General features: G+C 67.0%; 20 protein-coding genes. 4 read left to right on the top strand and 16 right to left on the bottom strand.

Features of this window, described 5'->3' with window-relative positions; all coding sequences use genetic code 11:
• The 4 genes from NS6_RS08635 to NS6_RS08615 form a co-directional block, all read right to left on the bottom strand.
• Positions 1-1,179 (bottom strand): FAD-dependent oxidoreductase, encoded by a 1,179-nt coding sequence (locus tag NS6_RS08635; protein ID WP_068039227.1) that lies wholly within the window; start codon positions 1,177-1,179, stop codon positions 1-3.
• A gap of 437 nt (positions 1,180-1,616) precedes the next feature.
• A complete protein-coding gene (locus tag NS6_RS36190) occupies positions 1,617-3,437 on the bottom strand; it encodes a serine/threonine-protein kinase (protein WP_068039222.1) in 1,821 nt (606 codons plus the stop codon).
• A gap of 83 nt (positions 3,438-3,520) precedes the next feature.
• Positions 3,521-3,760 carry a hypothetical protein gene (locus NS6_RS08620; protein ID WP_068039219.1) on the bottom strand — a complete coding sequence of 80 codons (240 nt, stop codon included), beginning with the start codon at positions 3,758-3,760 and terminating at the stop codon, positions 3,521-3,523.
• A 9-nt stretch (positions 3,761-3,769) separates the two neighbouring features.
• Positions 3,770-5,083, bottom strand: coding sequence for a S8 family peptidase (locus tag NS6_RS08615; protein ID WP_068039217.1), 1,314 nt, complete (start codon positions 5,081-5,083; stop codon positions 3,770-3,772).
• A 361-nt stretch (positions 5,084-5,444) separates the two neighbouring features.
• Between NS6_RS08615 and NS6_RS34565 the strand changes: the two genes are divergently transcribed.
• Positions 5,445-5,867 carry a hypothetical protein gene (locus tag NS6_RS34565; RefSeq protein WP_157112664.1) on the top strand — a complete coding sequence of 141 codons (423 nt, stop codon included), beginning with the start codon at positions 5,445-5,447 and terminating at the stop codon, positions 5,865-5,867.
• 6 nt (positions 5,868-5,873) lie between these two features.
• Here NS6_RS34565 and NS6_RS08600 read toward each other — a convergent pair whose 3' ends face one another.
• The 4 genes from NS6_RS08600 to NS6_RS08585 all read right to left on the bottom strand — a co-directional run bounded on the left by NS6_RS08600 (position 5,874) and on the right by NS6_RS08585 (position 10,685).
• Positions 5,874-7,178 carry an AAA domain-containing protein gene (locus NS6_RS08600; RefSeq protein WP_068039207.1) on the bottom strand — a complete coding sequence of 435 codons (1,305 nt, stop codon included), beginning with the start codon at positions 7,176-7,178 and terminating at the stop codon, positions 5,874-5,876.
• 76 nt (positions 7,179-7,254) lie between these two features.
• On the bottom strand, positions 7,255-8,733 hold the full coding sequence (locus tag NS6_RS08595) for a hypothetical protein (RefSeq protein WP_068039205.1): 1,479 nt from the start codon (positions 8,731-8,733) through the stop codon (positions 7,255-7,257).
• Between the two features lie 70 nt (positions 8,734-8,803).
• Positions 8,804-9,901, bottom strand: a complete 1,098-nt coding sequence (locus NS6_RS08590; RefSeq protein WP_068039202.1) for a hypothetical protein — start codon at positions 9,899-9,901, stop codon at positions 8,804-8,806.
• 1 nt (position 9,902) lies between these two features.
• Positions 9,903-10,685, bottom strand: coding sequence for a hypothetical protein (locus NS6_RS08585; RefSeq protein WP_068039199.1), 783 nt, complete (start codon positions 10,683-10,685; stop codon positions 9,903-9,905).
• A gap of 129 nt (positions 10,686-10,814) precedes the next feature.
• Between NS6_RS08585 and NS6_RS08580 the strand changes: the two genes are divergently transcribed.
• Entirely contained in the window at positions 10,815-11,984 is a 1,170-nt protein-coding gene (locus tag NS6_RS08580; protein WP_068039196.1) for an acyl-CoA dehydrogenase family protein, read from the top strand.
• Positions 11,985-12,305: 321 nt separating this feature from the next.
• Here the strand turns inward: NS6_RS08580 and NS6_RS08575 are convergent, their stop codons facing one another.
• The 4 genes from NS6_RS08575 to NS6_RS08560 all read right to left on the bottom strand — a co-directional run bounded on the left by NS6_RS08575 (position 12,306) and on the right by NS6_RS08560 (position 17,226).
• Positions 12,306-13,244: a GlcNAc-transferase family protein gene (locus tag NS6_RS08575; protein ID WP_068039193.1), complete on the bottom strand. Its 939-nt coding sequence runs from the start codon at positions 13,242-13,244 to the stop codon at positions 12,306-12,308.
• Positions 13,245-13,504: 260 nt separating this feature from the next.
• Positions 13,505-14,716, bottom strand: coding sequence for a CaiB/BaiF CoA transferase family protein (locus NS6_RS08570; protein ID WP_068039190.1), 1,212 nt, complete (start codon positions 14,714-14,716; stop codon positions 13,505-13,507).
• A gap of 137 nt (positions 14,717-14,853) precedes the next feature.
• Positions 14,854-16,029, bottom strand: a complete 1,176-nt coding sequence (locus NS6_RS08565; RefSeq protein ID WP_068039188.1) for an alpha/beta hydrolase — start codon at positions 16,027-16,029, stop codon at positions 14,854-14,856.
• Between the two features lie 105 nt (positions 16,030-16,134).
• Positions 16,135-17,226, bottom strand: a complete 1,092-nt coding sequence (locus tag NS6_RS08560) for a homogentisate 1,2-dioxygenase (RefSeq protein ID WP_068039185.1) — start codon at positions 17,224-17,226, stop codon at positions 16,135-16,137.
• 143 nt (positions 17,227-17,369) lie between these two features.
• Between NS6_RS08560 and NS6_RS08555 the strand changes: the two genes are divergently transcribed.
• On the top strand, positions 17,370-18,056 hold the full coding sequence (locus NS6_RS08555; protein ID WP_245669202.1) for a TetR/AcrR family transcriptional regulator: 687 nt from the start codon (positions 17,370-17,372) through the stop codon (positions 18,054-18,056).
• A 13-nt stretch (positions 18,057-18,069) separates the two neighbouring features.
• On the opposite strand, the gene NS6_RS08550 is transcribed toward NS6_RS08555, so the two are convergent.
• The 3 genes from NS6_RS08550 to NS6_RS08540 all read right to left on the bottom strand — a co-directional run bounded on the left by NS6_RS08550 (position 18,070) and on the right by NS6_RS08540 (position 21,320).
• A complete protein-coding gene (locus NS6_RS08550; RefSeq protein ID WP_068039182.1) occupies positions 18,070-18,519 on the bottom strand; it encodes a MerR family transcriptional regulator in 450 nt (149 codons plus the stop codon).
• Position 18,520: 1 nt separating this feature from the next.
• The gene (locus NS6_RS08545) at positions 18,521-20,026 is read right to left on the bottom strand and encodes a SulP family inorganic anion transporter (RefSeq protein ID WP_371859318.1); all 1,506 of its coding nucleotides are present in this window, start codon (positions 20,024-20,026) and stop codon (positions 18,521-18,523) included.
• A gap of 319 nt (positions 20,027-20,345) precedes the next feature.
• Positions 20,346-21,320 (bottom strand): SDR family NAD(P)-dependent oxidoreductase, encoded by a 975-nt coding sequence (locus NS6_RS08540; protein WP_068039180.1) that lies wholly within the window; start codon positions 21,318-21,320, stop codon positions 20,346-20,348.
• Positions 21,321-21,400: 80 nt separating this feature from the next.
• Here NS6_RS08540 and NS6_RS08535 point away from each other — a divergent pair, with 80 nt between their 5' ends.
• A complete protein-coding gene (locus tag NS6_RS08535; RefSeq protein ID WP_068039177.1) occupies positions 21,401-21,985 on the top strand; it encodes a TetR family transcriptional regulator in 585 nt (194 codons plus the stop codon).
• 62 nt (positions 21,986-22,047) lie between these two features.
• Here the strand turns inward: NS6_RS08535 and NS6_RS08530 are convergent, their stop codons facing one another.
• Positions 22,048-22,740, bottom strand: coding sequence for an NAD(P)H oxidoreductase (locus tag NS6_RS08530; RefSeq protein ID WP_084470852.1), 693 nt, complete (start codon positions 22,738-22,740; stop codon positions 22,048-22,050).
• Positions 22,741-22,837: the final 97 nt, after the last annotated feature.

Raw genomic sequence — 22,837 nt, 5'->3', positions numbered from 1 at the left:
TCATCCCCCGAGAGTGCTCGAATCCGGTGGTTCCCAGGTGAGGACAGGCGCCAGGCCTCGCAGTGCCGGACCGGTGGGAGCCATGCGCATCATCATATTGCGTAGCAGAACCGCCGGCGTCCCGGACAACTGCAGCGCTGACCCCATTCGACGCGACAAACGCTGTAGCGGTGCCACCCGCGCCCGCCGGACCCGGTCGTATTCGGCGAGGGCGGACGGGATATCCCGGTACCGGTCGAGCAGGGCCGCCACGGTGACCGCATCCTCGATGGCCAGATTCGCGCCCTGCCCCAGGTTGGGCGTCATGGCATGGGCGGCATCCCCGAGTAGCGCGATGGGGCCGCGAATGTAGCCGGCGAGCGGGGGCAGTTCGTAGATATCGTGCCGTAGCAGGGCCGCCGGATCGGTCGCGGCCAGCAGATCCGGGATCGGATCGTGCCAACCGGCAAAACGGCGGCGGAATTCGGTGAGTTCGCCGCCTGGGCTGTCGGTGCCCGCAGGCATGGTGGCCGAGCCGTAGAAGTACACCCGGCCGTCCCGCAGCGGGGCGATCCCGAAACGTTCCCCACGCCCGATGGTTTCACCACCGGACGTTACCGGCGTGCGGGGCCGGACGATCGACCGCCAGGCGGTGTAACCCGCGTACGCCGGTGGCGCGGCATCGGGCCAGTACAGGGACCGGACGGTGCTGTTGATGCCGTCGGCTCCGAACACGAGATCGGCCTCGGAGGTACCGAGGCTGTGCCGGATCCGGACACCGTCGCCGGTGATATCCACCGCGTCCACCACCGCACCGAGCCGAAGGGGTGTGTCCCCGAGTTCGCCGCGCAGGATATCGAACAGGTCGGTCCGGTGGATCATCACCAGATCGCCGTAGCGGTCGCGGATTCCGGAGACGTCGGTACGCGCCAGCCACCGGCCCGACGGGTCACGCATCCCCGCTTCGGTGGCCGACAGCGCCTGTTCCCGAACCGCCGCTCCGATGCCGACCGTATCGAGGCCGCGTAAACCGTTGGGCCAGAGACTCAATCCGGACCCGGCCGGTCCGACTTCGGTGGCTCGTTCGAGGACCTCGACTCGCCAACCCCGCTGCCGTAGAGCGACGGCCGCGGTGAGACCCGCGATACCCGCCCCGACGACGACGGCCCGCCGTTGCTGTCCGCTCGATTCGCCGGTCATCCCCACCTCCCGTAGCGGGCACCGTTGCCCGTCCACACTCGATTATGTCGCGGTCGCGGCGGGGCGGGATCCGCTGATCACTGTGTGATTCGACTCGTTCCGGCAAGGTGTCGGCGGCGCGGAGGTCACTTGTGGACCCGTTCCGGGCAGGTCTCACCGAATTCCTGACCGGTGGACCGGAGCACCCGGTGGGCGCACTGCCGCTGCTCGATCCGGCGGAACGGTCCGCGTCGCAGCCCGGACACGGGCCGACCGGCACGAGGTTCACACCGCATCGCCATGGTTGCTTGCGAATCCACCGCGCTACCCATCAGAGTGCCGTGATGGGCGGTGGCGGTGGGCCGGAACGCCGCGCGGGCGGGCAACCGTGCCCTATGGGAGCCCCTCGAGGGGGTACCTGACCTGCGCAACATATCCAGAATCCCGGGCGCAGTGGGTCAGCCGGCGGGCGGGCCAGGGGGCGTGGTGATGCTGTTGGTGGAAGACGCCGAGGCGGATCCCTTCGCGGTTCCGCTGGTGGATGGTTCGGTGGCCTCGGCCGTGGTTCCGAGAGACGGGGCAGCGGTGGCCTCGGCCGTGGTTGCGAGGGACGAGGGGGCGGTGGATTCCGCGGTGGAGCCGTTCGTAGGTGAAGGGGCGGTGCCGTCCGTGATCCCGGAGGTGGACGGGGCCGCGATGGTGCTGCCGGTGGCGTCGGCGCTGCCCTCTCCGGCTACTTCCTCGCCTACTTCCTCGGTCGTGGTCACCGTGGTCACCGTGGTCACCGTGGTTTCCGGCGGCGTCGTCTCCGTCGTGGTCGGATCCGGAGTTGTCGTTTCGGACTCGGTGGGTTCTGCGGTCGTGGTGGTGACCGGTGGCGGTGTGGTCGTGGTGGTGACCGGTGGTGGCGGCTCGCTGGGTTCCGGTTCGGGTTCGGTCCACACCGGCGGTGGGGCCGGTTCCGGCACCGGTCCGCCGGGCGCCACCGACGTGACCGGCACCGATTCCGTGACCGAAACCGGCGGCCCGGGGGCGGGGGCCGGTTCGGGAGGGACAGAATCAGGTGTGGAGGGACCCGGCTCGCGGATTGTCGAACTCACTGCTGAGGGCGCTGTCCCGGGGTGTTCGGTGACGAGCGTGCTGTTGTCCCGGGTGAGGGCCAGCGCCGATGTCCCGGCGACGGCGAGCGCCAGCACAGACATGACGATAATCGCCCGCCACGGCGGGCGCGGAGTCGGAGCAGCGACGATCGGTTCCATAGCCGAATCCGGAGTGGGGTCCGAAAACGCGATCGGAGCGGGGTCCGGAGTAGTGATCGGAGCGGGGCTCGCCGTCGCCGGAGCCGGGTCCGCAGTGGCAAGCGGCGCGCCGGGGGCAGGAACAGGCGGGCCTTGACTTACCGAATCCGGGGCAGCCGGTGCGTCGGCGAGAACCGGTGACAGTTCCGTCGGCGGTTCCCACAGCGCAGTTCGTGCGGCGGCCGCCAGTTCCCCGGCCGTTTCGTAGCGTTCGCCGGGATCCTTGGCCATACCCTTGGCAATCACGGCATCGAACGGCCGCGGCAAACCGGCCGTCGACGGCAGCGGCGGCTCGTCGTTGAGGTGCGCGGCGATCTGCCGTTGCATACTCTCGCCGCGGTAGGGCTTGGCCCCCACCAGACATTCGTAGAGAACGCAGGCCAGCGAGTACACGTCCGAACGGGTATCCGATGCGTCGTCCGCGAGCCGTTCCGGGGCCATATAGGCGAAGGTGCCGATCACGGCCCCCGTGGTGGTGACGGTGGTGTCCTCGTCGCTGCGCGCGATCCCGAAGTCGATCAGATACGCGAAACCTTTCGGGGTGACCAGGATATTGGACGGTTTCACATCCCGGTGCACGAGGCCTTCGGCGTGCGCCGCATCCAGCGCCGCGGCGATCTGGGCGATCACCTCCACGGCTTGGCCGGCTTCCAGCCGATCCCGTTCCCGGAGCAGTTCCGCCAGATTGGGGGCGTGCACCAGCCGCATATCCAGGAACAGGCGGCCGTCGATCTCGCCGAAATCGTGGATCGGCACGATATGCGGTTCCGCCAGCCGCGCCACGACCTGGGCTTCCCGCTGGAAGCGTTTGCGGTACACCGCGTTGTGGGCGAACTCCGGTGCGAGGACTTTCACCGCCACCAGCCGGTCGGTTCCGGTGTCGTAGGCGCGGTGTACTTCCCCCATGGCTCCGGCCCCGAGTAGATCTAGCAGTCGGTAGCGACCGAACGGTGTTCCTTCCACGAGCAACGGATACCACATCCGGTGACCGTTCACAGCACCCGACAAGCTTGGGGTTTACCCGTGAACAACACTGAAACCACTGGTCATAGCCGATATTCCGGTCAGTCCGGGGGTTCGTCGCCGGTACTGGATTCGATGGGCGGATCGGCGAATACCCGGACGGCCGAATCGGCGAGCCGATCGGCGGCCGCGGCGCCGATCCGCAGCGCGAAACGACCGGCGCCGGGGTCGAGCGCGACGAGACCGAATGCGCGGTCGACCTCGTCCTCGGTGAGCCCCAGTTCGTGCAGCGCATCGGCCAGGACCGAACCCGCGGGCAGGTCGACGGTGACTAACGGCATGTTTCCAGGCTACGCGCGGGCGGCGGCCTTCTGGAGTTCGGCGAGCAACGCCCGCGGATCGGCGATCCCGTATCCGTGATCGTGATCGAACCCCGCGCCACCCCGGTCGGCCGCGGTGTTCAGTAGCAGTTCCCGGAGCCGCGCGGGCGGGATCCGAGTGGCGGGCCACTCGGTCCGGAATGCCGCTATCACACCGGCCAGCACCGGACAGGCCGCGGAGGTGCCGGTATCGGGCGCATCCGCACCGAAGGCTGTCGAACCGAGGAAATGGGTGTAGGAGCAGATATCGGGTTTGCGATCGGCGAGGCGACCCGGCCCCTGCGACGAGTACCCCACTCGTTGCCCGCCCGTGTCGACACCGGCCACCGACAGCACGTTCGGATGGGAATTCGCCCCGGTGATCGGCCGGTCGGGGTAGGCGCAGCGGCCGTCCGGGCAGTCCCGGCCGCAATTGCCGGCGGCGAAGAGGATATCGGCGCCCGCCGCCTCGAGTGATCCGACGATGACGTTGAAGGGGTGGTCCGGGTTGTCGGAATAGTTGCCCGGATCGCCCACCGGGAAATCCCATTCCGGTGCGAACGCGCCCCAACTGTTGCTGATCACCAGCGCGCGGCTGTCCTCGGGTTGTCCGCTGAGTACGATGCGCAGATGCGCAAACGCGGCCAGGGCATCGGAAAGCAGGCCGTCCATCTCGCTGCCACCGGTCCGCGAACTCTGCAACAACGCAATATCGAGGAGGGTCGCGCGGGGCGCCGCGATGAGCGCGTCGAACGCGCACATGGTGCCGTGACCGACCTCGAACTCCCCGGCCGTCCCCTCGGCCCCCGCGGGATTCCAGCTCCGTGCCGCGTCGATGGTGATCGACCTACCGGCCGCACGGATCTTTGCCGCATTGATCCCGGTGTCCAGAACGGCCACCGCGACACCTGCACCGGTCAGTCCGGCGGCGTCTAGTTCCGCGCGGCCCAGCAGCTCGGCGACTTTCTTCCAATCGCCCACCGCGCCGTCGTCACCGCAGGTGAGTACCGGTTCGATCACCGGGTCGGCGAAGATCCCGATCACTCCCGTGGCGCCTGCCAGTGCGTCTCTGGCGGCCTGATCCCCGTCGGGAATCTCCCCGCGCACCAGGAAGGATTCGGTGCCCTGTTGCGATGTATCGCTCACCTGCCGTGCTCCCGCAGACAGCGGCACCGGGGCGAAACCGGAGTCGAGGGTGAATCCGGGTAGTCCTCCCGTGAGTCCGGTGGCGGAGATATCGGTCGCCGAACCGGTTGCGGCGGAAAGCTGTTCGGGAGAAGGGCGGAGCTCGATCACGACTCGCATACGCGCCATCCTGCCCCGGATCGGCGGCCCCGGCAATCACTGCGCGAATCCGCCTTTCGATGCAGCGGGTTCGGTGGGCCGGCCCGCCGGGCGGAGCCGATGGGTACGTGCAGGTCTTGGTACACGAAGGTACTGTTGCCCATGGTTCATCGATCATGTTCCATCGCCCGGAACCGGCAGTGGTCGAAACGCCGCACCCGTTTCGATGGTGACGCCGGTGGACCTTCAGCGAAAGAAAGCCACCACGTCGAGTCGGAGACGTACCGGGCGCTGGAGGTCGACCAGGCAGAAATGCCGGAAAGTGTTGCTGAGTCGCAAGTTTCGGATCTCGGAGATCGGCCGATGACGAGAGGTACGAATGATGAGTATTCGCAGGATGCTTGTGGGGATCATCTCGGCCACGATGAGTATCGCCCCGGGGGTGGCGGCGGCCGATGAGCCGTGGATCCCGCGGAATGTGGTGCCGGCGGGAGAGTATCTGGTGATCATGCCGCCGCAGGGACCGATCCCGACAACGTATTCGGGTACCCCGATGGAGAACTGCCGGGTCAATGTGTTCGACGATCGGGCATCGGTCGAACTACTGTGCGGAGCACAGCGTTTTGCTGGCCGGCAGGCACCACACGGACCGAACGAGACCTATGTGACATTCGGGGCATCGCCACTCGGATGGGGGCTCGCACCGCAGGCCACTCCCGGGATGTGGACCGGGTTCGTCACTTTCACGAACACTTCCATCGCGGCGTATCCCGCAGGTTTCTGGCTTCGGCCGCTGCCGCTCTAGCGCCCGTCAGCGAACAGCGGCCGGTATCCGGTGGGCGGCCAACCGGCTGAGCACCGCCTGGTTGGCCTCCCAGCCGTCGGGGAACTTCACCGGTACACCCAGATAGACGGGTTCGGCGGACGGATGCGCGTCCAAAAGCTCGTCGATCCCGCGCCGGCCGACGACGATACAGGCGTGCCTATGCCGTGATGCCAGCACACATAACCGCCCGGCCTCCAGGTGGAACGCACCGGCGTCGCGGCGGCCCGAGAGCGGATGCAGGATGACTGTGACATCGTATTCCCGGCCCTGCAATCGGTTCGCCGTATCGACGGTGACCTCCGCGGCGATCGTCGGAGCCAGCGCATCCCGCACCGCCTGGGCCTGATCGCGATGTGCGGTGCCGACGGCGATCCGGGTCGCGTCGACCTCCCGGGTGCCCTGCTCGGAATGGGCGATACCGCCGCGTTCCAGCAACCGGCAGGTGAGGTCGGCGATGACGGCCACCGCTTCACCGTCGGTGCGCAGGGTATGCCGGGCAGGTAGCTCGTAATAGGCCCAGCCGTGGGTCGCGGCCTCGTCCAGCACATCGTCCACCGGGCCCCGCAGCCCGCGCGTGCTGAATTCCATCCGCCGCTGTTCCGGCCGGGTCCCGGCCTGAAACGGGGCAAAAGGATAGAACGCGGCCGAGACCACCGCCGCCGCCGAAGGCGGCAGCCGCCACGACACCGGCAGCGTATGCACAGGGATACCGTCGTTGTGGTTCAGCATCACCGCGACCGCGCTCATGGTCGGATCCCAGGACAGGCCCGCCCACCGGTCGGAATCGACCGTGGCGAAGGGGTCGAGCTGGCCGGGATCCCCTACGAACAGCCCGCGTTCGAACCGGTTCGCGATCCGCAGCAACATATCCGACCGCATCTGATACGCCTCGTCGACGATCGCATACGACCAGCGGCCTTCGTCCAGCGTGGCCCATTTCGCGGCCGTGCCGATCACGATCGCGCAGCGCTCCAGATCCGCGGGCCGGTTGGCGACATCCACGTTCTCGCGGTCGATCCGGGCGCTGGGCCGGTAATCGCCGGCGGACAGCCGCCCGATCCGCAGCCCGGGGTCTGCGGTGGCGAGCCGGTCGATGAGGTCGTCGACCTGTTCGTTGGTCTGCGCGACGATCATCCGCTGCTCGTCGTCGGCGGCCGCCAGCTGCCGGGCCGCGCGCACCACCAGCGTGGACTTACCGGCACCGGGCGGCGAATCCACGACCAGCGCCCGGTGTGCGGTGTTGTCGAGATCGGTGAGGATCGCGCCGATCACTGCGTCGGCAGTGCTCACGACTCCACCTCGCCAGCGCTCGGCTCCGTCGTGCGCACCTGCGCGCTGCGCTGTCGGTTCACTCGCTGCCGCTCGCTCACGACCACTCCTCCGTATGTTCGGCCGACGGGTCGGGCGGGGGCCCGCCATGTGTCCACGGTGTGTCCTCGCGTGGCGGGAGTTTGGCGGGTGGCCCGCCGAAACCGCTGGGGGAGAAGCGGGCGAAACCGATCGGGTCGCCTACTTCGGGCACACTGCCCGCGGCCGGATTCTTGCCCTGACCCATTCCGCTCAGCAGCTCCAGCTGGAGCACATCGTCTTCGACAGCGACCACTTCTGCCTTCTGCGCCGGCCGATCGATCCGGAACAGGATGTCACCGACGCGGCCGCGGAACGGATCGGTGGTATGCACCCAGACGTAGGGTCGCGGCACCTCCCTGGACTTCGGCTTCGCCCGCCGCTCCGGCTCGCACTCGGTGACCGTGCCCTGGAACGCCTCGCCGACCAGCCGGTATTCGATCAGGACCCGCGGATCGTCGAACGCCCGCTGCGCCTGGAAGGTATCCAGGGCCTGTTCCTGTTTGAGCAGCCGCCGGGTCGCCGACACCGCGGAATCGCGGCGGGCCTGCGGGTAGCCCTCCGGGATATCGGAGACGAACCAGGAGAACGCGGACCGGTCGTCGGTCCAGCGCCGGTCCACGCTCGCGCCCTCGGGCAGTTCGCGCAACAGCTCCACCGCTCGCCACATCAGCCGCCAGGTGGGTTCCAGCTGGCCCCGTAACGCCTGTTCGAGGCGTTCGGCGGCAATGACTTTCGCCCATTCGTGTTTTGCGCTGTCGTAGGCGGCGATGAGTGGTGCCAGCTCTTCGTTGTCGAACCCGGGATCGGTGGCGGGCCCGGCGGGCGGCGAGGCGAGTGGGTCCTCGGCGAGGGCGGCGGCCTGTGCGCCGGTGAGCCCGGCGGGCGGGTCGATCCAGCCGAGCAGGGCGGCCAGATTCGCGTCCTCCAGCGCGGACTGGCCCGACGCCCAATGCGCGGTGAGTATCGAGGTCATCGCCAGGCACGCACTGGATCCCGGGAAGTCCGAGCGGTCACCGAACCAGGTGAGCCAACGGCCGAGCAGCGGCAGCGTTTCGGCTACGGCGTTCTCGCCCTCGGTGCGATGGAATCGCACGGAACGTCCCAGCAGCCGGAGGAACTGGATACCGCCGAGATTGGGCAACAGCAGTTGTGGGGCGTCGAGGTAGCGCAGATAGGTTTCGCCGGTCGATTTGACCGTCAGTTCCTCGGCGTTCTCGCAGAACGCAGAAATATAGGGCAGCACACGATCGGCCAGCTGTCCGATGAAACGCAGGCGCAGGATCCGGTCGCGTGGCTGCGCGACGAGCAGCACCGTGGAATCCTCCGGTGCCGAACCGAGCATCACCGCCAGCGGTGCGGCGGCCTCACCGGCCAGCCGCAGCGGAACGAGCACGAGTGGACGGTCGGCGAGGTGGTAATGCCGTCGGGCGGCAATGGGTTCGGCGCGACCCGTGCGCGCCGCGGTCGCCTTGGCCAGCGCACTCAGGACACTCATACCGCGCTCCAGGGGACGAGTGGGTGCGCGGCCCGGTGAAGCGAAGCTGCCGCCTCCCGCCTCGACCGGCTCATCGCGCGACCTCGAGTCGCAATGCCTGGGCCTGGCGCAGCATCTCGGCGATATCAGCGTGTTCCGGACCCGGCTCCAGGGTGCCCTCGGCCAGTGCCAGCACCGTGTCGAGGTTGTCGATCCCGCCGAGATCGTCACAGACCCCGCGCCCCAGCGTATCCACCGACCCCTGGGTGCGGGCCTCGGAGCGGCAGGCGAACGCCAGCTCGCAGCTGGACATACATTCCGGCGCGTACCGGGACGGAATCGCCGAGACGGTATCCGACAGCCCATCGCCCGGTGTGAACGAAGCGCCCGCAGGCACCAGATCCAGCAGGGAATCAATGGAGGTGAGCCGCGACAATTGCCGACCGATCACCGCGAGCTGTTTGCGCAGATCGAGTTTCGCCGCAACCGGCCGGTTCGTGAAATCCCGCGCGGCCACCAGAATGGACTCGTGCGCCACAGCGTCCGGCGAATACCCCAGTTCGCGCAGGAGTTCTCGCATCGCCAGTACATATACCGCCGATTGCTGTGCCGCCGAGGCGACCTGGGCGGGATCGGCCTGGCCGTCGACGATGGCGAACGATTTGATCTCCACGACGTAGAACTTCCCGCCGATCTGCAATGCCACCACATCGGGTTCCAGATAGGCGGTGGCGCCCGCGATCTCCAGGCGCAGCATCGGATGGTCGAACAGCGTGCCCTGCCCTGAATCGAGTGCCTGCCCCAGTAGCTGTTTCGTCCGCTGGTAGCGGATGGAGTTGGTGGCGTTGTCGCCTACGGTCGCCAGATCGTGGTAGCCGACTTCGGGAATGCTCAGCCCGAGTTCTTCCCGGAGCAAGCGGAGCAGTTCGGCGCAACCGTGCGCCTTCACCATCGCCTCGAACGAATTGCCGCGGGTGATCGCGAACGGCGACTGACCGAATTGCGGCGGAAACCCCAATTCTTGGGCGATCACGGTTTTGTCCACTGCCGCGGCGTCCAGCAGCGCCCGGCGTGCGCAACCCGGATTCGCGGTGAGCGCCGAGATGGTGCGGGCATTGTGCCGGCTGGTGGGGGCTGCACCGCGCAGCTCGTCCAGGCGGTTGGTGAGTGTTTTCTGCGCAAGCGTCATTTCAGGCCTCGTTCCTTCGCCGTTCGGCCACGGCGAGCCGTGTGCCGAACAATTGGGCCGCGGGGTCCGCCAGTTGCCGCTGCGCCCGCTCCGCGGCGTCGGCCCGCTGCTGTATGTCGTCGTCTCTGTGCACCTCGAGTTCGCGTTCTGCTGCTGCCAGCACCAGATGCGGGTCGATCGCGGACCCGTCGGTGGCGCCCGGGATGGAAACTGCCAGCTGCCACAGCACCCGTTGTCCCGCGGCGGTATCGCCGTGGTCGGCCAGGTGCCGGGCCAGCCTGGTCGCGGCGGTGAGCAGATCCACCCGCGGACTCAGCGGCCCGACCATACGTTGTGCCGGTGGCCAGGTACTCACCGCCAGCAGTCCGCGGGCGGGGGCCAGTAGATCTGTGGTGAGGGCCGCGCAAACGTAGTACGGGCGGGCGTAGGGGGCCGCCCGGAACGATCGCTCCTCGTCCCGGCGCAGGCTGGTGAGCCGGGCTGCGACGAGATCCCCCGAGAAGAACGCTTCGTGCACCGTCAGTATGAATTTCGGGGCGGCCGGTACCGACAGCAGAGTGAGCGCGCGGTGCACATGTTCGCGCACCGGGACCGCGCCGGATTGCTGCCGGGGTGGCTCGGCGGGGGCGGGAGTTCCGAGAACTGCCGTGTCCCATTCCGCTTCGGCGGTGCGTAATTCGGCGCGCAGCCGACGCGCCGCTGTCCGGTCACCGGACCCGGCGGCGCGGCGCACCTGAGTGCGCAGCTCGGCTATGCGCTGTTCCAGCGCCTCGGCGGTGGGCATGGAGGAGAATCTAGGGTGCGATTCCAGTGAAGTCCAGTAAATGCCAGTATCTGCCGCGGTATGTCGGTCGAATTACCGGATTCCGGAAGCTGCCCACTCCATACTTTTGGGTATGTTACGGTCGCGACCATGGTTGCGGCCGAGCCGGACAGCACTCCCGGAATCACCCAGAACTTCGTCGACACCCTGGCCGAAAGAGCCCAGGCCGCAGAGCAATTGCGCCGCCTGCCGGATCAGACCCTCGCCGATGTGGTCGCCTCCGGCTTCCTCGGATATCTCGTACCGAAAAGATTCGGCGGGCGCGAGGAGAAATTCCCCGCCATCCTCGACCCGATCCGCCGGATGGCGCACGGCTGCGTCTCCAGTGCCTGGACCCTTGGTTTCTACACCCTGCACAACTGGCTGCTGGCCCTGTTCCCCGAACAAGCCCAGGCCGAGGCGTACGGCGCCGGCCCGTTCCTGTGCCCAGCCCCACTCGCGCCGACCGGTCGCGGTCTCCCGGCCGGCGGCGGGATCACCCTGTCCGGCCGCTGGTCCTGGGCCACCGGTGTGATGGGCGGTAACTGGATCATGGTCGGCGCACTGTGCGGCCCCGACGACGGCCTCTATCCGGCGTTGGCTCTGCTGCCCGCTACCGACATCACGATCGACGACGTATGGCATACCGAAGGCATGCGCGCCACCGGCTCCAACGATGTCGTGATCCGGGGTGCGCACGTCGGCGGCCACCGGCTGGTCCGCTCCTCCGATATCAACAGCGGATCCGCCCCCGGCGCCACGCTGCACGACGCCACGACCTACCGCTGGCCCCTCGTCCCCGCCCTGGCCCTCGCCGCGTCGATGCCCGCCCTCGGCGCCGCCGAACGAGCCACCGGTATCTACGCCGACCGTCTCGAAGGCCGCATCCTCTACGAAGGAGGCGCCCGCCAGCAGGACAAACCCATGGCCCAGGCGCAGCTCGGCCACGCGCAGGTCCGGTTACGCGCATTACGCGGCCTGCTCGACGATACGGTCGCCGAAATCGAATCCCTCCTCGACGCCGGCTCGCCTGTCCAGGTCCCGGTCCGCGCCCAGGCCCGCCTCGCCGCCGCCTATATCGTCCGCGAATCCCGCACGATCGTCGCCGACCTCCTGCACGCCTCCGGCGCGAGCGTCCACTTCACCGACCATCCCATGCAACGCTTGAAACGCGATGTGGATGTGCTGAGCGGCCACGTGATCTTCGACTACGACACCACCCGCGAACTCGCCGGCGCCACCGCCATCGGCCTGAAAGCTCCCCGCACTGCACTGCTCTGACAGGACCATGGCTGTTTCGCGAAGGTGGACTCACGCAGAAGAGCTGCCACAGGTCACCGAGCCGAGGACCGGATGGGTGGGCGGTCCCTCGTCGTAATGGTTCGCGATCACTCCCGCGCGCGTCGAACTGTGGGCCGGGTGGCGGCCACGTCGAGGAGGTCGGCAGTGTCTCTCCGCACCGTCGGGTGTGCACGCGGCAGCGTCGTTCGTGGGGCGCCCGTAGTCGCTCGATGCGGGAGAATCTGCAACCGATGATCAGGTCCTCGGTCGAATGCCTGGAGCGGGGACGGAGTGTCAGCGCACGATCGGGTTGACGGCGGCCTACGTGGACGGACCGGTTCTGTGGATTGTGCGCGTCTGAAAGTCGACTCCTGCGAACTTCTCGTATTCCGCAAGGCTTCGGGCAATGCCGAGTCCGTACTTCTCGATCTCGTCGAGGACATCAGGATCCTTGGAGGATTCCATGCCCAGCAGGTGACGAATGCGGGCCTTCGAGCGACGGTTCGAATTCTGCCAGTCCAGATGATCATCCCAATGCAGCCTTCGTTCCGGTCGCCGTTTGTAATCGTGGTATATCGGGACTGCGTTCGGGGTGAAGATGTCCCAGCCGTGTGTGAACAGTCGGGCTGCCAGGCTGATCTCTTCGCCGAAGAAGTAGAGGTGCGGATCGTAAGGCACATCTTCGATCACCGCGGCGGCTGCGAAGAAGAAGTTCGCGCTGAAGAACGGGTTGCGTTCCGGAAATTCAGGTGCTGCCGACAGGGAAATGCCGGTCGAACCCAATTTCAACACTCCAGCGTTGTCGAAATTCCGGGCACACATGACAGGGAAACGCTGCGCATCAAGGGTCTCGTTGTCTGGAAATCCTTTCGGAAACCTGTGTGCGTACGTAGACAGCACGGGCTTTACGGATGCACATCTCGGGAGCATGTCCCGCAATATCAGATCCCAGTCGGGAATGAAACGCATATGTGAGTCGATCTGGAGTAGATAATCCTCGCCGCGCCATAACGATTGAATATTCGACCGGGCCCAGCACGCTCCCCGGCTTTCGCGTGCGTCGACCGCGATAACCCTGCATTGGTCCTTGCGTTCTCGAACCGGGTAGAGCTCATCATCGGTGCCGGGCAGTGCTTGCCAGCACAGTCCCACAGTGATTCGATCCGGCTCGCGTGCCGTGGAAAAAAGACTCCGCAGCGTATTGATACAGTCAGGATCACGATATGCTGCGATCGAAACAAAGATGCTCTTACTACTCAAGCTCGCCTCCCGCTCAGGAACGCTACTGGGCTCGGGGACATGACCGCAACCCGATCGACGGTTCGATCGTGACCGTGAAAAAGTTCGGTCGCTGCTGTGCGATAACCGTTTCGACTCTCGCTTGTTTCAGTGAAACGCCACTGATTGGCACGAAATTTCCGGTCATGGCAGTGGAGCACACGCCTGGCGAGTCTGCTCGTCGACTCATCCCGGGGGCCACTGACTACGGCGCTGAACAGTTGAGGCGCGGAGCGCGTGACTCAGATGATCCCTTGTGCCCGCAATTCTTTCAGTTCGTCTCCTGTTTTCCCTAGTAGTTCGGCATAGACATAGTCGTTGTGCTGGCCCGGCCGCGCCGACCCCGCATTGCGAATCGTGCCCGGCGTTGCCGACAAGACGGGAATCACACCCGGTCCCTTCACATTCCGGGCGATCCGCTCGTCGTAATGGTCGGCGATCATGCCCCGGGAATTCAGCTGTGGATCGGTGACCACTTCGGCAACCGTATTGATCGGGCCGCTGATCACACCCGCTTCGTTCAGCAGGTCGATGATCTCCTGGGGCTGCCGCTGCACCGCCCACTCGCCGATGACCTTGTCGAGTTCGTCCTGGTGACGACCCCGTGCCGTGTGGCCGGCGAAACGTTCGTCGGCCGCGAGTTCCGGACGCTCCATCGCCGCGCAGAGACGGCGGAACACCGTGTCCTGGTTGGCGGCGATCACTACCCAGCTGCCGTCGGCGGTGCGGTAGATATTCGACGGCGCGATCCCTTCCAGCCGGGTGCCGGAGGGGCCGCGGACCACGCCGCCCACGTCGTAGTCGGGGATGGTGGATTCCTGGACTGCCAGGCAGGCCTCGGTGAGGGCGGCGTCCACGATCTGCCCTTCGCCGGTGACCGTCCGGCGGTACAGCGCCGCCAGGGCGCCCTGGGCGGCGAACATCCCGGCGAGACTGTCGCCGAGGGACAGCGCCAGGCGTGGGGGTGGGCCGCCGGGGAAACCGTTCATATGGCGCAGTCCGCTGGTGGCCTCGGCGACCGAGGCGTACCCGGCCTTCTGTGCGTCCGGACCGGTCTGCCCGTAGCCGGACACTCGCACCAGGATGATGCCGCGATTGCGTTCCCGCAGCACGTCGTAGCCCAGACCCCACCGTTCCAGCGTGCCCGGCCGCAAGTTCTCCACGATTATGTCGGATTTTTCCGCCAGCTCCAGGAACAGATCGCGTCCGGAGTCCTCGCGCAGGTTCAGCGTGACGGCTTTTTTGTTCCGGGCGTGCACGGTCCAGAAGAAATGGTGGCCGTCGAGTTCGGCCTGGCCCCAGGTGCGCAGCGGGTCGGGGGCGTCCGGTGGTTCGAGTTTGATCACCTCGGCGCCCATATCGCCGAGCAGCCGCCCCGCGAAGGGACCGGAGATCAGAGTGCCGATCTCGAGTACGCGGATACCGTCCAGTGCGCCGGTTGTCGCGGAGTCCATCAGGGCATTATCTCCGTCGCGGTGCGGCGCGCTCCGGCCGGGCAAGGGCACAGGGTGAACCGTCGACGCCGGCGTCCTGGAATGTGCTGGGGTAATCGGAGCTGCCCTCGGCGGCCGCGGTTGCTCATGCTGTCCGGTCATTCCGCCGGGCCGAGAGCGCGGGCCCGCAGCCAGCCGTCGACCAGGCCGATCGCTTTCACCAGGGGGGCACGCTGGTCCGGGCCCAGGTAGTAGTGGTTCGCGCCGGGAATCTCGTGTAGTTCCTTGTCCGCGCAGCCGAGCGCTTCGTAGATGCGGTGGGCGTGCGAGGGCGTGCAGACATTGTCGGCCGCGTTGTAGAGCACCAGTGTCGGCACGGCGATATCCGGGCCGCAGGCCACCGCGTCACCACGGGCGTCGTCGATACTCCACTGCGACAACCAGCTGCGCAGGGTGCTGAACCGGGCGAGACCGAACGCGCCCATATTCACTTCCTGCGGTTCGCCGAGATAGGACTCGCCCGGGGTGCGGTCGTTGGGGTCCAGTGCCGGATCGAGCACCGTGAGGTCGGCCATGGTGCCGTGGACGACGAAACAGTGTTCGTCCTGCGGGCGGTCGGAAGCGTGGATTGCGGCCAGTTTCTCCTTCACCCAGGCCGTGATCCGGCGGTTGCGGTCGTATTGGGCCTGGCGGAAGCGGGCCACGAATTCGGGGCTGTACGGCGGCTGGTTGGGATTGCCGGGGTTGTAGAGGTCCAGTTCCGGATCGCGCCGGGTGGGGTCGGATTCGTCGAGAATCGACGGGTCGATACATTCGGTGAGCGTGTGATGGCGGCTGATATGGGCGGCCATCAGCAGAATCCCGTCGGCGGGTGGCAGATCCAGTTCGGTGAGGTCGGGGCCGTCGCCGGAGGGGCTCGCTGTCACCGTCGGATGCTGCGCCTGCTGCTGGTAGTACACCGACAGCGATCCGCCACCACTCCAGCCCGCCAGCACCACCTTCCGGTAGCCGAGCCGCTTCTTCGCGTCACGAATACATTCGCCGAGATCCTGCACCACCTTCTCCATGAGCAGCGCGGGGTCGGCGCCCCGGTAGCGGCTGTTGCAGACGATGATGTGGTGGCCGGCCTTGGCCAGCGCCGTGACGATCGGCAGATAGGTGCCGCTGGAGACCGGGTGCATGAGCACCAGCACCGTCTCCGAGTCCAGATCGGCAGGTTTCACCAGAATCGAATCGAGGGTGACCATTTCGGTGAGACCGCCGTAGGCGTCCCGGGTGCCCGAGGTGTTCGCGTAGGCGATCACGTACGGAGTGCGTTCGACATGATGCGACATGAATTGCCTGCCTTCGTCTTTCGAAACGAGAGTGCCCGCCGCAGCGCGCGGGTCGAGACATGCGCGGGGGTCTGCGGCCGGTGGGTGAGCGGCCCGGTGCCGGTGTCAGTGCGCGCCGAGGTTGTTCGCCAGCACCTCGGGGGAGGGGATCAGCCGACGCCGGGTGTCCACGGCGATGGTGGTCCAGCCGATATGGCTGATCTCGTCCCGCTTACGTCGCGCCCGCTCCCGCATCTTCTCCGGCGCCCCGTGATGCACCCCCTGCGGTGCGTGCGAGATCAGCCCCGGCGGCATCGGCACGCCGTACATATCGCCGCCGTGGAAGAACGCGATCTCGTCGTAGTCGGCATTGCGGTGATACCAGGGAATCGTTTCCGTGCCCGGCGCCGATTCGGCCCGTTTCGGCAGGAAGTTCATCACGTACACGCCGGTGGCCTGCATGAACAGATGCACGGTGGCGGGCAGGTGCACCGTATCGGAGAGGACCACGTTGTAGTCGGCGATATTGAACGTGAACGGGAAATTATCGCCCTGCCAGCCCACCACATCGAGCGGATGATGCGGATAGAACAGTGCTGTCGGGCCACCCTCGTGCACCAGCCGCACCTCGTACTCGTCGCGACCGTCGTCGTCCATGGCCGCGGGCTCCGGAACGGTCATCCGGTTCGGGTCGAACGGGAAATGCCGGCCCAGTGGTCCCGCCGGCGGTACCCGGAACTCCTCGGTCGACTCGATCATGAGCAAGGTGGTTTCGCTGTCCGGGATCTGCCGGAACGTGCAGGCCTTCGGTACATACACCCAGTCGCCTTCGCGGTAGCGCAGCGGACCGAATTCGGTCTCCAGCAGCCCGGAACCCTTGTGCACGAACGAGAGCAGATCGCCGTCGATATAGCGGGCGAAGAACGGCATCTCCCGGTCGCGCCGGCTCAGCGAGATCCGGCAGTCGGCGTTGGAGAACAGCAGCAGTGGGGAACCTGCCGCATCGGTCGAATCGGTGGGTTTCAGTGCGTCGGCGAGTACATCCACCGGAGCGAGCGGGCCGACGGCGCGGTAGCTCACCGGATCGTTGCGCCGATACAGCTGCGCGGTGCGCCCGGTGAAACCGCCGCGCCCCAGCTCATCGTCCTTGAGTCCGCCGAGATCGGCGTGCATCCGGTCGGGAGTGGTGCCTTTCCGCAGGTGCACAAAGGATTCCATAGCAGCATCCAGTCCTCGTCGGGCGCTGGAGCGGAGGCGGGTGCGGGCCGGGTGGAGCCGCCGCGATTCCTTGTCCCCGTCAGCGCGAAGTGGCTGGGCTCACAGTCGCAGAAAAATTGATTGCAGTCAATATAATCGCGGCCATGGATATGGCACCGGAACCGCGTGGGACGCGCAAGGGGCGGGGCCGCCCCCCGGCCGGAGAAACACCTGCCTCGGTGGACGAGATCCTGGCGGCCGCGCTGCGGGTCTTCGCCCGGGACGGGTTCACCGGCGCCTCCGTCGCGGCGGTAAACCGGGAACTCGGCGTGAGCCACAACTTGATCCACCAGCGCTTCGGTTCGAAGGAGGCGCTGTGGTACGCGGTCGCGGACTGGATCTTCGCCAACGCGGTCACCCTGCCGAAGATCCGGCCCGAACGCACCGGTCTGTCTCCGCTGGAGGAGTTCCACGCGGGAATCGTGCGGTTCCTCGAACTTCAGGCCGAATACCCCGACGTGGTGCGCCTGATCAGTACGGAAGCGGCGATCGAAAGCCCTCGCCTCACCTACCTCTACGACCGGCACATCCAGCCGATATCGGTCCTGCTCGCCGAACCCCTGAAACCGCTGCTCCAACGCAAAATCCTGCACCGCGACGACCTGCGCTCGCTGCATTTCCTCATCGCCCACGGCGCGACCGCCCCGTACGCTGCGCTTGCGCTGGCGACCCGGATGTCCCCGTCGGACCCGCTCGGGAAATCCGCGGTGCGCCGGCATGCGCGACTGGTCGCCGACACCATCGTCGCGGGAATCGAAGCCCGGATCTCGCGCGCGGACGACTCGCCGTGATTTCGGCCGCGTTTCAGGACGAGGCCGGCCGCGCCGGGCCAGGGCCGCGCTGAATCGCAGGGCCGGCATTGCGGCCCGCCACCCGATCGGTGAGCAGTTCGGTGAATTCCTGCGCGTAGGCCAGCTGCTTCCGCAACCGCTCGGCGCTCTCCCGCGCCTTGTCCCGGAAAGCCAGCAGATCGTCGGCCGCATCGGCGCGCCGATCGCCGGTGGCCGCGGGATCGCCGAGGATATCGAGGCTTTCCAGCAGCTGTTTCATTTCCGCTAGCGTGAAGCCGAGCGGTTTCATCCGCCGGATCACCAGCAGCCGTTCGACATCGGCCTCGGTGTAGAGCCGGAAACCCCCGCCCGACCGCGCCGACGGCTGCACCAGCCCGACATCGTCGTAATGGCGAATGGTCTTGAGCGAGAGCTCGGTTCGTTCCGCGACCTGTCCGATCTGCAGGTAGTCCGCGTCGCTCATCTCAGTGGGCGCCGTTCAGGTGGCCGGACAGTTGCCGGTGCCGGGCCACCGAGGCCGCGTTCAAACCGAGAATTTCCACCCGTTTGCCCCGCGCCGCGTATTTCGTGGTGATGGCGTCGAGTGCCGCCACGGTGGAGGCGTCCCAGATATGCGTATCGGACATATCGATCACGATATTGGGTGGGTCGCCGGCGTAGTCGAACTGATGGACGAGGTCGTTGCTGGAGGCGAAGAACAGTTCGCCGCGGACCTTGTAGACGCGGGTATCGCCTGCGGTTTCGGGCGTGGTGTTCGGCACCACTTCGGTGAAATGCGCGACCCGGTGCGCGAACGCGACCATCGCGGTGAGCACACCGGCGAGCACCCCGTAAGCGAGGTTGTGGGTGGCGACGGTGACGCCGACGGTCACCAGCATGACGGTGGTTTCCGCGATCGGCATCCGCCGCAGCGTGGCGGGTGCCAGCGAATGCCAGTCCATGGTGCCGGCCGAGACCATGATCATGACCGCGACCAGCGCTGCCATCGGGATCTGCGCGACGAGCCCGCCCAGGCCGACGACCAGGATCAGCAGGAACACACCGGCCAGGAAGGTGGAAATACGGGTGCGCGCGCCCGAAACCTTCACATTGATCATCGTCTGGCCGATCATGGCGCAGCCGCCCATACCGCCGAAGAATCCGGTGACGATATTCGCGACGCCCTGCCCCCAGCCCTCGCGGGTCTTGTCGGAGTGGGTGTCGGTGATGTCGTCGACGAGTTTGGCCGTCATCAGCGACTCCAGCAGCCCTACCAGCGCCATCGCCAGCGCGTAGGGGGCGATGATCCGCAAGGTATCCAGCGTCGGCGGCACATCGGGCAGCAGCGGGAACGGCAGGCTCGACGGCAGCTCGCCCTCGTCGCCGACATTCGGCACATTCAGGGCGAACACCAGCGTGACAGCGGTGAGCGCGACGATGGCCACCAGTGGTGCCGGAACGGCCCGGGTGAGTTTCGGCAGCCCCACGATGATCACCAGCCCGACAACGAGCATCGGATACACCAGCCAAGGCACCCCGAGCAGATGCGGCACCTGCGCCAGGAAGATCAGAATCGCGAGCGCGTTGACGAAGCCGATCATGACGCTGCGCGGGATGAATCGCATCAGCTCGGCGACCCCGGCAACGCTGAGCCCGACCTGCAACAGGCCGGCGAGGATCACTGTCGCGATCAGATAATCCAGCCCGTGATCCCGCACGACCGGCGCGACCACCAGCGCGACAGCCCCGGTGGCCGCGGAGATCATGGCGGGCCGGCCGCCGGTGAACGCGACGGTGACGGCCATGGTGAACGATGCGAACAGTCCTACTCGGGGGTCCACACCGGCGATGATCGAGAAGGAAATCGCCTCCGGGATCAATGCCAGCGCCACGACCAGCCCCGCGAGCACCTCCGTACGCAGCCGTTTCGGGCTGCGCAGCGCCGCCGCCACCGAGTTACGCGGGGCGGCGGGCGCATGCGAGATCGACACGATGGCGTCTCCGTTCGAAAGGATCACGCGCATGGGCGCGCGGCCGGCGCAGCGAGCCGTCGGCGGGGGAATCAGGGAACAGAGCGCGCGATCGGCATCGGATCCGGCCACGTTGCCGGGGTGATCAGCATTCGCTCAGCGACCGGAACTCTACCCTCCCGTAAGGGTAGGGTTGCAAGCTCGGCCGGGCGATTGTGGCGCAGCCGACAAACTGCGAGTCGAGTGCCCGTCCACGTAGCGCAGCGGCGGAGGTGGGAACGCGACTTTTCCCGCGCTGCCGCCGGCGACTCGATGCCGCTGTCGGGCCGGGGTCCATGTGTCAGGCCCGGTCGAGTTGTGCGTTCACCATGGCTTCGATCTCTGCGCGGCCGCCGGCCCCCAGTGCACCGCCGAGTGCTTCCGCCAACCGTTCGAAAGGGTCCTCGAGGTCGAGGCCGGCGATCTGTGCCGCCAGTTCCGGCACGGTCCACGATCCTGCCGGCTGTTCGATCCGGTCGCCGCGGGACCAGCCGTGGTTCACGGCCACGGAAGTGCCGCGCACCGAGAGGACCTGGCCGGTCAACGGGCAGGCGGGATCGACGAGGTAGGCGACGATCGGTGCCACCGTGGCCGGGTCGCGCGGGTCGGGCCCGGCCGGTGGCGTGGCGTCCATTCCGGGTACGCCCTCGGTGAGGCGGGTGCGCACCATCGACGGGCTGACGCAGTTGACCCGGACGCCGAGCCGTTTCAACTCGAGTGCGTGAACCGTCGTCATGGCGGCGACCCCGGCATTGGCGGCAGCGTAATTGGTCTGGGTGGGTAGCGGATTCAGCAGGCCGGAGCCGGATACGGTGTTCACGATCGAGCGGTCTTCGTGTTCGCCCGCGTCTGTGCGCTCTCGCCAGTACGCCGCCGCCCACCGCGTAACGGCGAAGGTCCCTTTGAGTTTCACTGCCACGACCTGATCGAACTCGGCCTCGGAGAGCTGTTCGACGCCCTTGTTCACCTCGATGGCGGCATTGTTGACCACGGCGTGCAGCCCGCCGAACGCGGAGACCGCTCGCTCGACCATCTCCCGGGCCGCGGCCCAGTCGGTGACATCGCCGGTATCGGCCACGGCCTTTCCGCCGCGGCTCCGGATCTCGTCGACCACTGCCGCGGCGACGGAAATATCACCGCCTGATCCGTCGATCTGCGGGCCCGGATCGTTCACGACGATATTGGCACCTTCTGCTGCCAAGAACAGGGCTTCCGCGCGGCCTATTCCACGTCCGGCGCCGGTGATCAGCACGGTCCGGCCGGTCAGTTGACCCATATCGATACTCCTTCAGATAAATTGCACTAGTGCAATAGTGCACTAGTGCAATTTGATCTGCAAGGAGTTAGTCTGCTGTCGTGAGCCAACCGACGGGGTTACGGGAGCGCAAGCGGCAGGCAACCCGCGCCGCGATCGTGCGCGCGGCGACAGAGTTGTTCCTGGCCCGCGGGTTTGCGGCGACGTCCGTGACCGAAATCGCGACCGCGGCCGAAGTCTCGCGCCGGACGTTCTTCCTCTACTTCCCTTCCAAAGAGGATGTGCTGTTCCATCACATCGAGGGACATCTCCAGATTGCCCAGCGCGCCCTGGACGAACTCGGCCCCGAGGCGACGGCGTGGAATGCCGTGCAAGAAGCAACGACAGCGCTGGTCGACGCCTTCGATACCGCCGGGGTCGACGAACTGGCCGACCTGCGCACCGAAATGATCCGCGGTGCCCAGGGGCTGCCCGCCTCGCTCATGGTCCGGCTGCAATCCGTGCACACCACCCTGGTGACCCTGATCCGGCAACGATTCCCGGATCCGGCGCTGGGGCCGGAGATCAGCGCGCACCTAGGGGCCTGCCTCGGCGCTGTCGCCGCCACCGCCTTCAGTGCGCATGGCGCGCGCCGGGCGCCCGCCATGCGCACCGCTGTCCAGCAGGCCGGGGCCGGATTCCGCTGAAGAGGCGGGGCCGGCGGGCCCGCTGTTTCCGTGGTCGATGTGACGCCGTGACCGTGAGCGCCTCAGGCGGCAACCCTGTCGCCGGCAACGAAGTCGTCGACGAAACCGGTCGCCTTCGCCTCCAGCGCGGCGTAATGAGCGTCGCGCGTGGCCCCGGTCAGGGCCTCGTCGAGCCGCAGATTCCCCTCGGCGTCCACCCGCTGCGGTTTTTCCTCCGCGCCGGCCAGTAGTCCTACCGACGAGTGCGCCATACCGCAGTAGTAGGCGATACCGTCGTCGAGTTGTGCGCTCAGCGACTGCTGCATGATGCCGACCAGCTCGTCGTCGTCCGCCGCTCCGGCGAGGCCGAGCCACAGCATGCGTTTACCTGCCAGCCGGGGCTTGCTGCGACCGTAGGCGAACCCGTAGTTCCACACACGGTCGATCCAGCCTTTGAGAATCGCCGGAGCGTGCATCCAGTACACCGGGAATACCGCGACGATCACGTCGGCGGCGAGGACGCGCCGCATATGGCTCTCGACCTCGGGGGAGTAGGTTTTCTCCCGGTTGTTCCAATCCGGTAGATCGGCCTCGGTCATCCGGGGATCGAAACCATCGGCGGCCAGATCGAGCAGATCGATCCGGTAACCCGCGCCGGTGAGCCGGCGGGTGGTGAGCCGGGCGATATGGGCGGTGAGCGAATCGGGGCGGGGGTGTGCGACGACGACCAGTGCGGTGCGGTCGGTCGCGGTGTCCTCGGATGGGGTGTGTGGCACGTAATCCTCCAGGGTGATCCGATGTCTCGGTTGATGTCCTGTTCCATTCCACCCGGAATCGCATGGACGATCTATGGATGAAAGTCCACAATGGATA

Origin of the sequence: Nocardia speluncae NBRC 108251 (genome assembly GCF_001613245.1) — a bacterium.
Taxonomy (GTDB): domain Bacteria; phylum Actinomycetota; class Actinomycetes; order Mycobacteriales; family Mycobacteriaceae; genus Nocardia; species Nocardia speluncae.
This window is presented reverse-complemented; position numbering and strand designations above follow the sequence as displayed.

Bases quoted from the DNA above. Each gene is read 5' to 3' on its own strand.
- NS6_RS08595 (WP_068039205.1), bottom strand. From the start codon at position 8,733: ATGAGTGTCCTGAGTGCGCTGGCCAAGGCGACCGCGGCGCGCACGGGT.
- NS6_RS08615 (WP_068039217.1), bottom strand. From the start codon at position 5,083: ATGCGAGTCGTGATCGAGCTCCGCCCTTCTCCCGAACAGCTTTCCGCC.
- NS6_RS08550 (WP_068039182.1), bottom strand. From the start codon at position 18,519: ATGAGCGACGCGGACTACCTGCAGATCGGACAGGTCGCGGAACGAACC.
- NS6_RS08580 (WP_068039196.1), top strand. From the start codon at position 10,815: ATGGTTGCGGCCGAGCCGGACAGCACTCCCGGAATCACCCAGAACTTC.
- NS6_RS08585 (WP_068039199.1), bottom strand. From the start codon at position 10,685: ATGCCCACCGCCGAGGCGCTGGAACAGCGCATAGCCGAGCTGCGCACT.
- NS6_RS08590 (WP_068039202.1), bottom strand. From the start codon at position 9,901: ATGACGCTTGCGCAGAAAACACTCACCAACCGCCTGGACGAGCTGCGC.
- NS6_RS36190 (WP_068039222.1), bottom strand. From the start codon at position 3,437: ATGTGGTATCCGTTGCTCGTGGAAGGAACACCGTTCGGTCGCTACCGA.
- NS6_RS08540 (WP_068039180.1), bottom strand. From the start codon at position 21,320: ATGGGTCAACTGACCGGCCGGACCGTGCTGATCACCGGCGCCGGACGT.
- NS6_RS08635 (WP_068039227.1), bottom strand. From the start codon at position 1,179: ATGACCGGCGAATCGAGCGGACAGCAACGGCGGGCCGTCGTCGTCGGG.
- NS6_RS34565 (WP_157112664.1), top strand. From the start codon at position 5,445: ATGAGTATTCGCAGGATGCTTGTGGGGATCATCTCGGCCACGATGAGT.
- NS6_RS08570 (WP_068039190.1), bottom strand. From the start codon at position 14,716: ATGGACTCCGCGACAACCGGCGCACTGGACGGTATCCGCGTACTCGAG.
- NS6_RS08565 (WP_068039188.1), bottom strand. From the start codon at position 16,029: ATGTCGCATCATGTCGAACGCACTCCGTACGTGATCGCCTACGCGAAC.
- NS6_RS08620 (WP_068039219.1), bottom strand. From the start codon at position 3,760: ATGCCGTTAGTCACCGTCGACCTGCCCGCGGGTTCGGTCCTGGCCGAT.
- NS6_RS08555 (WP_245669202.1), top strand. From the start codon at position 17,370: ATGGATATGGCACCGGAACCGCGTGGGACGCGCAAGGGGCGGGGCCGC.
- NS6_RS08560 (WP_068039185.1), bottom strand. From the start codon at position 17,226: ATGGAATCCTTTGTGCACCTGCGGAAAGGCACCACTCCCGACCGGATG.